The sequence below is a fragment of the Burkholderia pseudomultivorans genome, from assembly GCF_902499075.1.
In the GTDB taxonomy this organism is placed as follows: Bacteria; Pseudomonadota; Gammaproteobacteria; order Burkholderiales; family Burkholderiaceae; genus Burkholderia; species Burkholderia pseudomultivorans.
Genome location: NZ_CABVPP010000032.1, coordinates 1 through 14774 on the forward strand (window position 1 = coordinate 1; position 14774 = coordinate 14774).

Here is a 14774-nt window from a genome sequence, read left to right on the forward strand (position 1 = left end):
GGCCAGCAGCGCCGCGTGACCGAGGCCGAGCGCGCAGGCCGCCGCGCCGACCCGGTAGGCGGCCGCCGATGCGCGCCACGCCGCGCCGGCGTCGGCAGTCGCCGGAGCGGCCGCGAGGTCGGTCATCGACGCATCGGCCGTCTGCAGGAAATCCTCATACGCATGCGCATTGACCGTGACGACGCCGAGCACCCGGGTCGGTGCGGCGACGACCGCGTCGTGCTCGACCCGCGCCGCATCGGCCTCCCACAGCGCCTCGGACACGGGCGTACCGGCCACATGCCAGTCGACCGTCAGCCCGTAGTCGTGCAGCACGTCGACGAGCGCAACATCCTCCGCCGCGGCGCCGAACAGCGCGAAATCGCGCCAGAGCAGCGCGACCGTCTCGCGCACCAGTTCGGGCGGCGCACTGCGCCGGCCCTGTACGTGCTCGCCGAGCAGCAGGTTGGTGCGCGCGAGAAAACGCCTCAGTTCGGGCGCGCCACTGGCGCGCAGCGCGCGCAGGCAGGCGGCCGCGAGCCGCCAGAAATCGTACGGGGTGTCGTCGGCCAGCCCGGCCAGCGTCGCGTCGACGGCGTCGAGCGCCGCGTCGGGCGTCGCCTGTTGCGCACGCAGCACGCCGAGCAGCGCCTGCTCGTAGCGGGCGCGCAGCCGCACCGCGAGCGCGTCGGGCAACGCGCGCAGCGACGCCGGCGGCACCGCGCGACCGACGAGCGCAAGCGCGTCGAGCGGCGCGCCTGCGCGCAGGTCGGCCGCGCTCTGCGCGCGCAGCGTACGGAAATGGTCGAACAGCACGGGCGAGCACGCGAGCTCGCGCAGATTGTGACGTCCGACGGCCGCGCGGAAGTCGCGCAGCGCGGCCTGCCAGCCGGCGACGGCCTGCGGCTGCGCCGCGACCAGCGGCGCGGTGGCGGACAACTGGCCGGCGAAACGCGCGGCCGGCAGCCAGCCGGCTTCGGCCAGCACGGCCGCCGCTGCCGACAGCGGCGCGGCCGCATCGTCGCGACGCGCGAACGCGTCGGCGGCAGCCTCGAGCCACGCGTCGGCCGCATGCACGGCGCCGCCGCGAGGATTGGGCAGTGCGTCAGGGAGGGGAACGGTCGCCGGATCGGACGTCATGGACACACGCGCCTGTCATCGTCGAGCGACTCGCGCAGGCCGCGGCGCACGGGCGCCGGGCAAACGCGAGACCGAAGCGGAGTGTCCGGGGGCCAAGGATCCGGTCAGATCTGGACCATCTCGAAGTCTTCCTTGCGGGCGCCGCACTCGGGGCACGTCCAATTGATCGGGACGTCTTCCCAGCGCGTGCCCGGGGCGATGCCCTCTTCGGGCAGCCCGGCTTCTTCGTCGTAAATCCAGCCACAAATCAGGCACATCCAGCTCTTGTATTCCATCTTAAGCCGCGTCGGGAAAGTCGGTAAATTCGGGAGCCATGATGGTACCGTGTCGGGGCCGGACTGCCTAGCAATCGCGCTGGAGGGCGGCGACTACGTTGCGCTGCGCTAAAAAAACCGTCGTAGTGGCCGGATTCCGCCGCATAATGGCTGCAAAGTGCGGCCTGCCGGGCAACACGGGGCCGAAAACGGCCTATCCCGCCTCGCCGTCCGCATCTCGATCGCTTCCCCGTTTTTTTCTTGCCCCATTTCTACATGTCCAGCAACGCCCCTCCGATCGTCCTCACCTTCGGCCTGTCCGATCCTACCGGCGGCTCCGGCCTCCAAGCCGATCTGCTGACCCTGGCGAGCATGGGCTGTCACGGCGTATCCGTCCTGACGGGCTATACCGTGCGCGACTCGGCCGCCTGCGACGAGGTGACGGGTCTCGATCCCGATGTCGTCGCCGCGCAGGCCCGCATGCTGCTCGAGGACATGCCGGTCGCCGCGTTCAAGATCGGCGCGGCCACGCGCGCGGAAGTCGTCAGCGCGATCGCCGAAGTGGTTGCCGACTACGACGGCGTGCCGCTCGTGCTCGCGCCGGACTTTACGCTCGACGACGAGCACGTGCTCGCCGCCGACGACCTGCGCGAATCGATCGCCGATCTGCTCGCGCCGCAGACCACGCTGCTCGTCGCCGACTACGCGACGCTGATCGCACTCGCGCAGCCGGACGGCGACGCCGAGGCGCCGAATCTCGACGCAGCCGTGTCGCATCTGCTGTCGCAGGGCTGCGAATACATCCTGTCGTCCGAGACGGGCTCGCACCGGCTCGTCAATACGCTGTACGGCGAGGAAGGCCAGCTGCGCGAGGACATGTGGGATCGCTCGCCGCACCGGCTGATGGGCATCACCGATACGCTCGGCGCAGCGATCGCGGCGCTGCTCGCGAACGGTCAGGAGCCGCCCGAGGCCGTGCGCGAAGCGCAGGAGTACCTGTACCAGGCCGTGCGCGACGCGTTCCGGCCCGGCATGGGCGCGCATCTGCCCGACCGGTTCTTCTGGGCGCGCAGCAACGACGACGCAGACGCGCCGCCGGCCGCCGCGGCCGAACCGCTGCCGAGGACGTCGCACCGTCATTGAGCGCGGCGGGCCTGCCCCGCCGCCAGCCACCGAATCAGGGCGCGCTTCGCGCGCGCCGCGTCATCCCGCACGCGCGTCGCATTATGCGACGCCCATAAAAAAAGACCCGCATCGCTGCGGGTCATTTTTTTGGCTGGAACGCGCATCGCTGCGCGCTCCGGACCGCATCGACCGAAGTCGATTACATGTCCATGCCCATGCCGCCCATGCCGCCCGGCATGCCGCCCGGCATCGGTGCATCTTCCTTCGGCAGTTCTGCAACGGCTGCGTCCGTCGTCAGCAGCAGGCCTGCGACCGAAGCTGCGTTCTGCAGTGCGGTGCGCGTGACCTTGGTCGGGTCGACGACGCCGGCTTCGACCATGTCGACGTACTCACCCGTCGCTGCGTTGTAGCCGTAGTTGCCCTTGCCTGCAGCCACTGCCGCCACCACGACGCTCGCTTCTTCGCCGCCGTTCGTGACGATCTGGCGCAGCGGCTCTTCCATTGCGCGCAGCACGATCTTGATGCCGGCGTTCTGGTCGGCGTTCGCGCCGGTCAGTGCGGCGATCGCGGTGCGTGCACGGATCAGCGCAACGCCGCCGCCCGGGACGATGCCTTCTTCAACGGCAGCGCGGGTTGCGTGCAGCGCGTCTTCGACGCGTGCCTTCTTTTCCTTCATTTCGACTTCGGTCGCAGCGCCGACCTTGATCACCGCCACGCCGCCGGCCAGCTTCGCCACGCGCTCCTGCAGCTTTTCACGGTCGTAGTCCGACGTCGCTTCTTCGATCTGCGTGCGGATTTGCTTCACGCGCGCTTCGATGTTCGTCGCTTCGCCTGCGCCGTCGATGATCGTCGTGTTTTCCTTGCCCACTTCGATGCGCTTCGCCTGGCCCAGTTCTGCCAGCGTTGCCTTCTCGAGCGTCAGGCCAGTTTCTTCCGCGATGACCTGGCCGCCGGTCAGGATCGCGATGTCTTCCAGCATTGCCTTGCGACGGTCGCCGAAGCCCGGCGCCTTGACCGCAACGGTCTTCAGGATGCCGCGGATGTTGTTGACGACCAGCGTTGCGAGCGCTTCGCCTTCGACGTCTTCAGCGATGATCAGCAGCGGACGGCCTGCCTTCGCGACTTGTTCGAGCACCGGCAGCAGATCGCGGATGTTCGACACCTTCTTGTCGTGCAGCAGCACGAACGGGTTGTCGAGGACGGCGACTTGCTTGTCCGGGTTGTTGATGAAGTACGGCGACAGGTAGCCGCGGTCGAATTGCATGCCTTCGACGACGTCGAGCTCGTCGGCCAGCGACTTGCCGTCTTCGACGGTGATCACGCCTTCCTTGCCGACCTTGTCCATCGCTTCAGCGATGCGATCGCCGATCGACGAGTCGCTGTTCGCCGAGATCGCGCCGACTTGCGCGATTTCCTTGTTCGTCGTGCACGGCTTGCTGATCTTCTTCAGCTCTTCGACTGCCGCTGCAACGGCCTTGTCGATACCGCGCTTCAGGTCCATCGGGTTCATGCCCGATGCGACGTACTTCATGCCTTCGCGGACGATCGACTGCGCGAGGACGGTTGCCGTCGTCGTGCCGTCGCCTGCGTTGTCGCTGGTCTTGGAAGCAACTTCCTTGACCATCTGCGCGCCCATGTTCTGGAGCTTGTCCTTCAGCTCGATTTCCTTGGCGACCGACACACCGTCCTTGGTGACCGTCGGGCCGCCGAAGCTGCGCTCGAGCACGACGTTGCGGCCCTTCGGACCCAGCGTGACCTTCACTGCGTTGGCGAGAATGTTCACGCCTTCGACCATCTTCGAGCGGGCGGAATCGCCGAATACGACGTCTTTAGCTGCCATCTTCTAACTCCTTGAATTCTTGGGAATATGTACCGTCGGTGGGACGCTTACTTGGCGTTGACCACGGCCATGATGTCTTCTTCGCGCATGACCAGCAGCTCCTGGCCGTCGACCTTCACGGTCTGGCCGGCGTACTTGCCGAACAGCACGCGATCGCCCACCTTGACGTCGAGCGCGATCGGCGCGCCCTTGTCGTCGCGCTTGCCCGGGCCGATGGCCAGGACTTCGCCCTGATCCGGCTTCTCAGCCGCTGCGTCGGGGATGACGATGCCCGAGGCGGTCTTGGTTTCCTGATCCAGGCGTTTGACGATCACGCGATCGTGCAAAGGACGAAGGTTCATATTCACTCCTCTCTTGACTGAGATTGAAGAACGCTTTGGGAATCTGCCCGGCGGGATGCCCGGCAGAGAATTGTTAGCACTCTCGTGCAGCGAGTGCTAATTATATGGACGGGTTTTGACAAATTCAAGAAGGGAAATCGGGCGATTTTTCGCTGCGGACAAACACCGGACACGCCTCTCGAAATCGCCGGAAATCCTTTTTAAAACAATCGATTAAAAGCGCCTCAGCGGTGCGCCGGGTGCGCCTGCACGCGGCCCGACGGCCATCCAGCCCCGTTTGGACATCGGGTAAGCACGGAGTTCCTGACGTCGACGAGATCGCATCAAAAATCCTGCGAAGGCGTCCCTTCCGGGCTCGCCGCGCCCCCTTCCGCAGTGGCGGGCCGACACATCGCTCCGCATCGATTCATACATCTTCATTACGCCGATATTTACGTTTTCCGACCCGACTAAACACGCGGCGCGCCTCGTCCGTAAGCTCCCCGATTACATTCAGTAATATGGATGCGAATCATTCTCGTTTACATTGACTTTCCCATTTAACGCTCCTACGATGCGCCCCGTTGCGTCGATCTTCACGCGGCGGCCGATCGGCGCCGGGCGTGCGGACAGCGCATTTAAAGCAGGACTCCAGACTAAATAGAAGCAGGAATCTGATATGAAGTTTGCGTCGTTCCCAGGAGACCGCATCCGCGCCCGGATGCGCCCCGCCGCCTGCGCCGCCGTGCTCGCGTGCATATCGTTCGCCAGCGGCCCCGCATTCGCCGACACGCCCGTCGACGCGCAGCCCGACGCGTCCGAAGCCGACCGCGCGATCCAGGCGAAGCCGACCGACATGTGGACCGGCATCTGGACCCGCCAGAACCTGCTCGGCGACATGGGCGGCATCCGTCCGTGGCTCGGCAAGTACGGCGCGACGCTGCAGATCACCGAAACGAGCGAGTACCTCGCGAACCTGCGCGGCGGCCTGAACCGCGGCGGCACGTACGACGGCCTGACGACCGCGACGCTCACCGTCGATACGCAGAAGGCGATCGGCCTGCCCGGCGGCACCTTCAACGTCAGCGCGCTGCAGATCCACGGCTCCAACCTGAGCGCGCGCAACCTCGGCACGCTCAACACCGCGAGCGGCATCGAGGCGCAGGACACGACGCGCCTCTGGGAGCTGTGGTACCAGCAGTCGTTCCTCGACAAGCGCGTCGACGTGAAGATCGGCCAGCAGAGCCTGGACCAGGAATTCATGGTCAGCACGTACGGCAACACCTTCGTCAACACGATGTTCGGCTGGCCCGCACTGCCGTCCTACGATCTGCCGAACGGCGGCCCCGCCTATCCGCTCTCGGGCCTCGGCGTGCGCGTGCGCGCGCAGATCGCGCCGAAGCTCACCGCGCTCGCGGGCGTGTTCGACGGCGATCCGCTCGGCAACAACCCGAACAACCTCAGCGGCACCAACTTCAACCTGCACAACGGCGCGCTGTATATCGGCGAGCTGCAGTACGCGCTGAACCAGCCGTCCGACGGCGAAATGGACACCGGCCGCTCGAACGGGCTGCCCGGCACCTACAAGATCGGCGTGTGGTATCACAACGGCCGCTTCGCGGACCAGAACCTCGGCACCGACGGGCTGTCGCTCGCGGACCCCGCATCGAACGGCATCGCGCAGCAGCACCACGGCGACTACAGCTTCTACGCAGTGGCCGACCAGATGATCTGGCGCCCCGACCCGACCGGCCCGCAAAGCCTCGGCGTGTTCGCGCGTGTGATGGGCGCGCCGGGCGACCGCAATCTCGTCAGCTTCGCGGCGAATGCGGGCGTCGTGCTGAAGGCGCCGTTCGCGGGCCGCGACAACGACAGCGTCGGCCTCGCCGTCACGTACCTCCAGGTCGGCAGCCACGTGACCGACCTCGACCGCACCGCGCGGCTGTTCGCGACCGGCCCGTACGGCGTGCGCACCCGCGAAACGGCGCTCGAGGCGACCTACCAGTACCAGGTGAATCCGTGGTGGGTCATCCAGGCAGACGCGCAGTACACGTTCAACGCCGGCGCCGGCCAGAACCCGAACGACGCGACCCAGCCGCTGCGCAACACGTTCGTCGTCGGCGCGCGCACGACCATCACGTTCTGAGCGCCGCGCCCACGCCATCCGTTTTTCGCGCGCCGCCCGCGCGGCGCGTTCCCCAGGAGATCCCGATGATTCGATCCGCCCCGCTTCGCCGCCTCGCGACGGGCGCACTGGCTGCCGCCGCGCTGACGGCGACCGCCGGCGCGCTCGCCGAGCCGCAAGGCTTCCTCGAGACGCTGCATCGCCACACGCTGCTCGTCAACACGGTGCCCGACAACGGCGACCAGAACCCGTACGCGATTGCCGTCGCACCGGCCTCGGCCGGCACGATCCAGCAGGGCGACGTGCTGGTCGACAACTTCAACAACGCCGCGAACCTGCAGGGCACCGGCAGCACGATCGTCGACTATCGTCCGTCCACGAAGCAGATGAGCCTGTTCGCGACGATTCCGCGCGACCTGCAGGCGTGTCCGGGCGGCGTCGGCCTGTCGACCGCGATGACGATGCTGAAGTCGGGCTGGGTGATCGTCGGCAGCACGCCGAGCAACGACGGCACGACCAACACCAAGGGCGCCGGCTGCCTGATCGTGCTCGACCCGCACGGCAAGGTCGCATCGGTGTGGTCGAGCCCGAACATCAACGACCCGTGGGGCAACATGGCCGTCGTCGACCGCGGCGACAGCGCGACGCTGTTCGTCAGCATGGCCGGCTTCGGCGTCGGCGGCGCGGACGGCAACCCGCCCGTCTACAAGCAGGCGACCGTGCTGCGGCTCGACCTCGACGTGCCGGCCGGCAAGCCGCCCGCAATCCGGCAGGAAACGGTGGTCGCCAGCGGCCTCGGCGCGCAGGCCGACAAGGGCGTGTTCCTGGTCGGCCCGACCGGCCTCGCGCTGTCGGGCGACCAGCAGAAGCTGTACGTGTCGGATGCGATCGGCAACCGCATCGTCGAGATCGACGATCCGCTCACGCGCGACACCAGCGCCGGCGTCGGCCGCCCGATCACGGCCGACGGCTTCCTGCGCCGCCCGCTCGCGCTCGCGACCGCGCCGAACGGCCACCTGCTCGCGACCAACGCGCTGAACGGCCAGGTCGTCGAGATCGATCCGGTTGCCGGCAAGCAGCTCTACGCGCGCTGGATCGACACCGACAAGGCGCAGTCGCCTCCCGGCAACGGCGACCTGTTCGGGATCGCGATGACGCCGGCCGGCGACGGCTTCTACTACGTGCAGGACGACGTCAACACGCTGATGCTCGCGAAGTGACGGAGACGACCATGACCGACGATCCGAACCCGCCGTCGCGCGCCGCGCGCCGCGGCTTCCTGAAGGCCGGCGGCGCGGCGGTGGCCGCGGGCCTCGCGGCGACCGCGATGCCGGCCGCGCGCGCGGCCGACGCCGGCGCGCTGCACGCAGCCGCGCACGACGACGACATCGAGCCGTTCTACGGCAAGCACCAGAGCGGCATCACGACGCCGCAGCAGCGCAACGCGTATTTCGCGGCGCTCGACCTGACGACGACCCGGCGCGACGACGTGATCGCGTTGCTGAAGACGTGGACCGACGCGGCCGCGCGCCTCACGCGCGGCGAACCTGCGCAGCCGCTGCCGACGAGCGGCGCGGACGACGCGCCGCCGGCCGATTCGGGCGATGCGCTCGGCATCGGCCCCGCGCGCCTGACGATCACGTTCGGCTTCGGGCCGGGCCTGTTCGCGGCCGCCGGCAAGGACCGCTACGGGCTGGCGAAGCAGCGCCCCGCCGCGCTGGTCGACCTGCCGCGCTTCAACGGCGACCAGCTGCTGCCGGAGAAGACCGGCGGCGACCTGTTCATCCAGGCGTGCGCGAACGACGCGCAGGTCGCGTTCCATGCGGTGCGCCAGCTCGCGCGGCTCGGCGGCAAGACCGTGCAGATGCGCTGGGGCCAGGCCGGCTTCACGTCCGGCAAGCCGGGCGAGACGCCGCGCAACCTGATGGGTTTCAAGGACGGCACGATGAACCCGTCGCGCGACGATCCCGCCGCGATGAACGCGTTCGTCTGGGCCGGCAGCGAAGGGCCGGCCTGGATGAACGGCGGCACCTACACGGTCGTGCGCCGCATCCGCATCACGCTCGAGCACTGGGACAACACCGAACTCGGCTTCCAGGAGCAGGTGTTCGGCCGCCGCAAGTACAGCGGCGCGCCGCTCGGCGGCAAGCACGAATTCGAGGCGCTCGATCTCGACGCAGTGGACAAGGACGGGAATCCGGTGATCCCCGACAACGCGCACGCGCGTCTCGCGTCGCCGCAGATGAACGACGGCGCGCAGATCCTGCGCCGCGCGTATTCGTACAACGACAGCACCAACTTCTATATCGAGCGCTGGCCGCCGTGGCGCCAGCAGACCGAGTACGACGCGGGGCTGATGTTCGTCGCGCACCAGCGCGATCCGCGCAAGGGCTTCATTCCGATCAACGAGAAGCTCGCGAAGCTGGACATCATGAACCAGTTCACCACGCACGTCGGCAGCGCGATCTTCGCGTGTCCGCCGGGCGCGCAACCGGGTTCGTACATCGGCGCCGCGCTGTTCGAAGCGTAAGCCGGCACTTCAGGATTCAACTTTCGACATCGACATGAACACTCTGCCCGTTAGCCGCCCGGTGCGGCACCTGATCTCCGCGGCGGCCGCCGCGCTCATGCTGACCGGCGCGCTGACCGCAATGCCCGCGCGCGCCGCGACGCTCACGCTGTACAACGCGCAGCACGAGCAGGTCGTCAACCAGCTCGTCAAGGACTTCGAAGCGCAAAGCGGCATCACCGTGAAGGTGCGCTCGGGCGAAGGCCCGGCGCTTGCCGCGCAGCTCGTCACCGAAGGCGATCGCACGCCGGCCGACGTGTACTTCACCGAGAACTCGCCCGAGCTCGTGCTGCTCGACCACAAGGGCCTGCTCGCGAAGACCGATGCCGCCACGCTGCAAGCGGTGCCGGCGCGCTACAACCCGGCCGACGGCAACTGGGTCGGCGTGCTCGCGCGCGAGAACGTGCTCGTCTACAACACCGCGAAGCTCCAGCCGCAGCAACTGCCTGCGTCGCTGCTCGATCTCGCGAAGCCCGAGTGGAAGGGCAAGGTCGGCATCGCGCCGAGCGACGCCGACTTCCTGCCGGTCGTGAGCGCGGTGCTCGCGCTGCACGGCGAGGCCGCGACGCTGCAATGGCTGAAGGGCCTGAAGACCAACGCGCAGATCTTCGACGACGACGAAGGCGTGACGGCCGCCGTCAACCGCGGCGGCGTCGTCACCGGCGTGATCAACAACTACTACTGGGACCGCCTGCACGCGGAACTCGGCGACAAGTCGACCCGCAGCGCGATTTACCACTTCGGCCACGGCGACGTCGGCGCGGCGGTCAACGTATCGGGCGCCGCGGTGCTGAAGGCGTCGAAGCATCAGCCGGAAGCGCAGAAGTTCGTCGCATATCTCGTCAGCGAGCGCGCGCAGAAGCTGATGGCGAACGGCCATGTCAGCTTCGAGTATCCGCTGCGCCCGGGCGTCGCGCCCGACCCGATCCTGAAGCCGTTCAACGAGCTGAGCCCGCCGTCGCTGTCGTTCGAACAGCTCGGCGACGACAGCCAGGCCGGCAAGCTGCTGCGCCAGGCCGGCCTGCTCTGACCATGAGCGACGCCGTGTCCCGCACGGCCCGCGCCGCGCACGACGACGACGCACGCAGCGCGGCGCGACGTCGGCCGTCGCGCGCGCTCGTCGCGGCGGCCGCCTGCGGGCCGCTCGCGATCCTGCTGCCGCTCGGCTTTACGCTGTATCGCGCCGCAACCTTCGGCGTCGACGACGCGATCGAGCTGCTGTGGCGGCCGCTGGTCGGCGAGCTGCTCGTCAACACGCTGTCGATCACGCTCGCCGCGACGCTCGTCTGCGCGCTGCTCGGCACCGCGGTCGCGTGGTTCATCGAGCGCACCGACCTGCCCGCGCGGCCGCTGTGGACCGCGCTCGCCGCCGCGCCGCTCGCGGTGCCGCCGTTCATCACCAGCTATGCGTGGGTGTCGCTGAGCCTCGACCTGCAGGACTTTCTCGGCGCGCTGCTCGTGCTGGGCTCCGCGTACTTCCCGCTCGTCTACCTGCCGGTCGCCGCCGCGCTGCGCGAGCTCGACCCGGCGCTCGAGGAAAGCGCGCGCACGCTCGGCTGCTCGCCGTGGCGCACGTTCTTCCGCGTCGTGCTGCCGCAGCTGCGCCCCGCGCTGTGCGGCGGCATGCTGCTCGTCGCGCTCGGCGTGCTGTCCGAGTTCGGCGCGTTCCAGCTGCTGCGCTTTCGCACCTTCACCACCGAGATCTACGCCGAATACCGCACCGCGTTCGACGGCGGCGGCGCGTCGCTGCTCGGCTGCGTGCTGATCGCGCTGTGCCTGCTGTGCCTCGCGATCGAGGCGCGCGCGCGCGGCCAGGCGCGCTACGGCCATACGCACCGCGCGGCGCGGCGCGTCGCGATGCGCTATCCGCTCGGGCGCGGCCGCCTCGCCGTCGTCGCGGCCTTCGCCGCGCTCGCGGCAGCAACGCTCGGCGTGCCGCTCGCGACGATCGGCTACTGGCTCACGCAGCAGGGCGCGGCCGCCGTCACGCCGGCCGACGTATCGCCCGAACTGCTGTGGCAGGCCACGCTCGCGTCGAGCGGCTACGGCCTCGCGGCGGCGGCCGTCACGACGCTGCTCGCGCTGCCGCTCGCGTTCCTGCTGGTGCGCCATCCGGGTCGCGTCGCGACGCTGCTCGAACGCACCGCGATGACCGTGCAGGGCGTGCCGGGCATCGTCGTCGCGCTCGCGATCGTGTCGATCACCGTGCGGCTGCTGCAGCCGCTCTACCAGAGCGCGCCGGCGCTCGTCGCCGCGTACGCGATCCTGTTCCTGCCGCTCGCGGTGGTCAGCGTGCGCGCGGCGCTGTCGCACGTGCAGGTGCGGCTCGAGGAAACCGCGCGCGCGCTCGGCCTCGGCTGGCGCGCGACGCTGACGCGCGTGGTGCTGCCGCTCGCGGCGCCCGGCCTCGGCGCGGCCGCGACGATGGTATTCATCTCGGTCGTGACGGAGCTGAACGCGACGCTGCTGTTGTCGCCGATCGGCACGCGCACGCTCGCGACGCAGGTGTGGAGCGATACCGCGACGCTCGCGTTCGCGGCCGCGGCGCCCTATGCGGCGCTGCTCGTCGCGCTGTCGCTGGCCGCGTCGGGCCTGCTGTTCCTGCTGCTCGGCCGCGCGTCGGTGCGCCGCTGAGCCGCGCCGCCCCTTATCCCGGAACCGCCCATGAGCGAACTACGCATACACGGCCTGTCCAAATCGTTCGGCCCGCATACCGTGCTGCACGACATCGATCTTACGGTGCGGCGCGGCTCGCGGCTCGCGCTGCTCGGCCCGTCCGGCAGCGGCAAGACGACGCTGCTGCGCGTGCTGTGCGGCTTCGAGCGCGCCGAGCGCGGCATCGTCGAGATCGACGGCCGCCGGGTCGCCGCGCCCGGCCTGCACCTGCCGCCCGAGCAGCGGCGGATCGGCTACGTGCCGCAGGAAGGCGCGCTGTTTCCGCACCTGTCGGTCGCCGACAACATCGCGTTCGGGCTGCCGCGCGCGGCGCGGCGGCGTCGTCATCGCGTCGACGCACTGCTCGAGATGGTCGGGCTGCCCGCATCGTACGCGAGCCGCGCGCCGCAGCAGCTGTCCGGCGGACAGCAGCAGCGCGTCGCGCTGGCGCGTGCGCTCGCGCCCGAGCCGTCGCTCGTGATCCTCGACGAGCCGTTTTCCGCGCTCGACACGTCGCTGCGGCACGAGACGCGCAGCGCGGTCGCGGATGCGCTGGCCGCGGCCGGCGCGACGTCGGTGCTCGTCACGCACGACCAGCCCGAGGCGATGACGCTCGGCGACGAAGTCGCGGTGCTGTGGCAGGGCCGGCTCGTGCAGACGGCCGCGCCGCAGACGCTGTACCGGCAGCCGGTCACGCGCGACGTCGCGTCGTTCGTCGGGCAGGCCGTGCTGCTGGCGGGCCAGGTGCGCGCCGGCCATATCGCGTGCGCGCTCGGCGAGTTGCCGCTCGTCGCGCTGCTGCCGGACGGGCCGGCCGATGCGATGCTGCGTCCCGAGCAGATCGGCATCGTGCCGATCGCGCATCCGGATGCCGCGCGCGGCCATGCGGCAACGGTCGAGGCCACGCAGTTCGCGGGCCAGGACGCCGACGTGCTCGCGCGGGTCGAGGCCGCGCCCGACACGCTTGTGCGTGCGCGCGTGCCCGGGCATCGGTGCCCGACGGTCGGCGAACGCGTCGCGCTCGTCGTCGACGGCGCGGTGATGGCTTACGCGCGCTGAGCGCGCGACGCGCTCACGACTCGGCGCAGCCGGCGCCCGCGACGGGCCGGTAGATCCGGCCGTCGCTCTCGACCGTCGCGCCCAGCAGGCGCGCGAGCCCTTTCGCGCCTTCGCGCATCACGACGTCGTGATTCCATTTGAATACCGGCCGCGCGATCGGCTCCAGCCAGTTCATCCAGCGCGCCTGCGTGCGGATGTGCCAGTCGTAGCGCACGACGGTGCCGGCGCCGTCGGCGGCGAAGCGCCAGCGACCATCGCCTTCGATCGCGCCGCTCGCGCGCCCTTCCAGCGTATGCGGCGGCTCGACGCGCCGCACGCGCATGTCGAAGCTCAGCCGGTATGGCAGCGCGCCTTTCCACGTATAGCGATGCAGCGCGCCGACGCCGCGCGCGTCGCCCGGCTCGAGCTCGACGGTGCGCACCGCGCCCTTCCACCAGTCGGGCCAGCGGTCGACCTGGTAGATCGCGTCCCAGACCGCCGCGAGCGGCGCGTCGACGCGCCACGTCGTCGAGAACCGGTATTCCGCCATGTCGCCTCCGGCGCGCCACATCCGTCGTGTCGCGAAATCAGGGTGCGAAGAAACGATCGGGAAACGCGACGTCGATCTCGACGTCGTCGAGCGTCACGGTTTCGAGCGGCCGGTCGTCGTCGCCGGCGAAGCTGACGACCTTCAGCGGAAAACCGTCCTGCGTGTCGAGCCACAGCCGGTAGCGATGCACGCCGTCGACCGCGTGCGCGGGCGCACCCGTCACCGACACGCGCAGCGCGGCGCGGCCGCCGACGGTCTCCTCGCCCTCGGTCACCGTCGCGCCGCCCTGCTGCAGCGCGTGGACGTTGCGCAGCAATTCGCCGACGTCCGACCGGTCGACCCGATGGCCGCTGCGATCGCGCACCAGCGGGTTGGCCGGCGACAGCGTCAACGCCGGCAGCGTATGTTCGCCGAACGGACGCAGCCGCACCTTGCCGTCGTCCGGGTCGTACTTGAGCACCGCGCCGCGATGCGGTTCGACGAAATCCATCCGGACGAAGCCGGGTTTCAGGTACGCATAGTGCATTTCGGTGCGCTCACCGCTGCGCGACGACGAACGGATCGTCGCGCGATACGAGCGGATGTGTTCGAAATGGGTCTGCGCAACGGTGACGGGATCGGCGGTCATGCTCGCTCCTAACAGGCTTGCGGCCAGCAATGCGGCGATCATGGCGCCGCCTCGACGTCGAGCACGCCCTCCATCCCGCGCTCGCGATGGCTTTTGAAGAACAGCAGACGGTGCGTGCAATAGTAGGCGAAGCGGCCCGGCTGCGTCGGCGTGAAGCGAAACGTCTTCGGCGTCGTGCCGAGTTCGGTGTGGATCGCGATGCCGGCCTGCAGCGCGTCGATTTCGAAACTGTGGGGCACGATGCCGGGCTCGGCCGATACGGTCAGTTCGACCGGCCGCTGCGCGTGCACGATCACGTGCTTCGGCCGAAAGAAATAGCTGCCGCCGACGATCGCGACCCGCTGCACGCCGTCGGCATCGACCGGTACGCGCACCGGCGTGTCGTCGTCCGCGCGCGCGAGCCCGGCGCCCATCGCGAGCGCCATCAGCAGAACCGCCGTCGTCGCCTTCATCGTGTGCTCCCTGGCCGCGTCGGACGCCGTCCGTGCGCATCCGTCGGACGCGCATGCTGACGGGCGTCGCCGGCCCGCGGCGCGTCCGCAACGGCTGGC

The 14774-nt window shown here is 69.4% G+C and carries 14 protein-coding genes; 7 read left to right on the forward strand and 7 right to left on the reverse strand.

From position 1 onward, the window contains the following. Both BST28156_RS20320 and BST28156_RS20325 read right to left on the reverse strand, forming a co-directional pair. On the reverse strand, positions 1-1119 hold a 1119-nt coding region (locus BST28156_RS20320; protein ID WP_174903216.1), incomplete at its 3' end, for a FimL-related protein. Positions 1120-1223: 104 nt separating this feature from the next. Then, positions 1224-1394 carry a rubredoxin gene (locus BST28156_RS20325; RefSeq protein WP_004186709.1) on the reverse strand — a complete coding sequence of 57 codons (171 nt, stop codon included), beginning with the start codon at positions 1392-1394 and terminating at the stop codon, positions 1224-1226. A 255-nt stretch (positions 1395-1649) separates the two neighbouring features. Here BST28156_RS20325 and BST28156_RS20330 point away from each other — a divergent pair, with 255 nt between their 5' ends. Then, a complete protein-coding gene (locus BST28156_RS20330; RefSeq protein WP_174903217.1) occupies positions 1650-2516 on the forward strand; it encodes a hydroxymethylpyrimidine/phosphomethylpyrimidine kinase in 867 nt (288 codons plus the stop codon). Between the two features lie 181 nt (positions 2517-2697). Here the strand turns inward: BST28156_RS20330 and groL are convergent, their stop codons facing one another. Together groL and groES are read right to left on the reverse strand one after the other, a co-directional pair. Next, the gene (gene groL / locus BST28156_RS20335) at positions 2698-4338 is read right to left on the reverse strand and encodes a chaperonin GroEL (protein ID WP_040126762.1); all 1641 of its coding nucleotides are present in this window, start codon (positions 4336-4338) and stop codon (positions 2698-2700) included. Between the two features lie 47 nt (positions 4339-4385). Then, positions 4386-4679, reverse strand: coding sequence for a co-chaperone GroES (gene groES / locus BST28156_RS20340; RefSeq protein ID WP_004186661.1), 294 nt, complete (start codon positions 4677-4679; stop codon positions 4386-4388). Positions 4680-5337: 658 nt separating this feature from the next. Here groES and BST28156_RS20345 point away from each other — a divergent pair. The 6 genes from BST28156_RS20345 (at position 5338) to BST28156_RS20370 (ending at position 13066) form a co-directional block, all read left to right on the forward strand. Beyond that, on the forward strand, positions 5338-6804 hold the full coding sequence (locus tag BST28156_RS20345; RefSeq protein WP_174903218.1) for a carbohydrate porin: 1467 nt from the start codon (positions 5338-5340) through the stop codon (positions 6802-6804). A gap of 65 nt (positions 6805-6869) precedes the next feature. After that, a complete protein-coding gene (locus BST28156_RS20350) occupies positions 6870-8003 on the forward strand; it encodes an NHL repeat-containing protein (RefSeq protein ID WP_059513315.1) in 1134 nt (377 codons plus the stop codon). Between the two features lie 11 nt (positions 8004-8014). Continuing rightward, entirely contained in the window at positions 8015-9313 is a 1299-nt protein-coding gene (gene efeB / locus BST28156_RS20355; protein ID WP_059513314.1) for an iron uptake transporter deferrochelatase/peroxidase subunit, read from the forward strand. A 34-nt stretch (positions 9314-9347) separates the two neighbouring features. After that, a complete protein-coding gene (locus BST28156_RS20360; protein WP_060242326.1) occupies positions 9348-10382 on the forward strand; it encodes an iron ABC transporter substrate-binding protein in 1035 nt (344 codons plus the stop codon). A 2-nt stretch (positions 10383-10384) separates the two neighbouring features. Further along, positions 10385-11986, forward strand: coding sequence for an ABC transporter permease (locus tag BST28156_RS20365; protein WP_060242324.1), 1602 nt, complete (start codon positions 10385-10387; stop codon positions 11984-11986). 30 nt (positions 11987-12016) lie between these two features. Next, a complete protein-coding gene (locus BST28156_RS20370) occupies positions 12017-13066 on the forward strand; it encodes an ABC transporter ATP-binding protein (RefSeq protein WP_174903219.1) in 1050 nt (349 codons plus the stop codon). A gap of 13 nt (positions 13067-13079) precedes the next feature. Here BST28156_RS20370 and BST28156_RS20375 read toward each other — a convergent pair whose 3' ends face one another. Genes BST28156_RS20375 through BST28156_RS20385 form a run of 3 tightly spaced genes read right to left on the reverse strand, consistent with a single transcriptional unit; the run spans position 13080 to position 14675 of the window. Next, the gene (locus BST28156_RS20375; RefSeq protein WP_069245465.1) at positions 13080-13595 is read right to left on the reverse strand and encodes an SRPBCC family protein; all 516 of its coding nucleotides are present in this window, start codon (positions 13593-13595) and stop codon (positions 13080-13082) included. Positions 13596-13632: 37 nt separating this feature from the next. Beyond that, positions 13633-14265, reverse strand: a complete 633-nt coding sequence (locus tag BST28156_RS20380; RefSeq protein ID WP_069244824.1) for a LolA family protein — start codon at positions 14263-14265, stop codon at positions 13633-13635. Beyond that, on the reverse strand, positions 14262-14675 hold the full coding sequence (locus tag BST28156_RS20385) for a quinol oxidase (protein WP_174903220.1): 414 nt from the start codon (positions 14673-14675) through the stop codon (positions 14262-14264). Before BST28156_RS20385 ends, BST28156_RS20380 begins: the two co-directional genes overlap by 4 nt. Between the last annotated feature and the right edge of the window lie 99 nt (positions 14676-14774).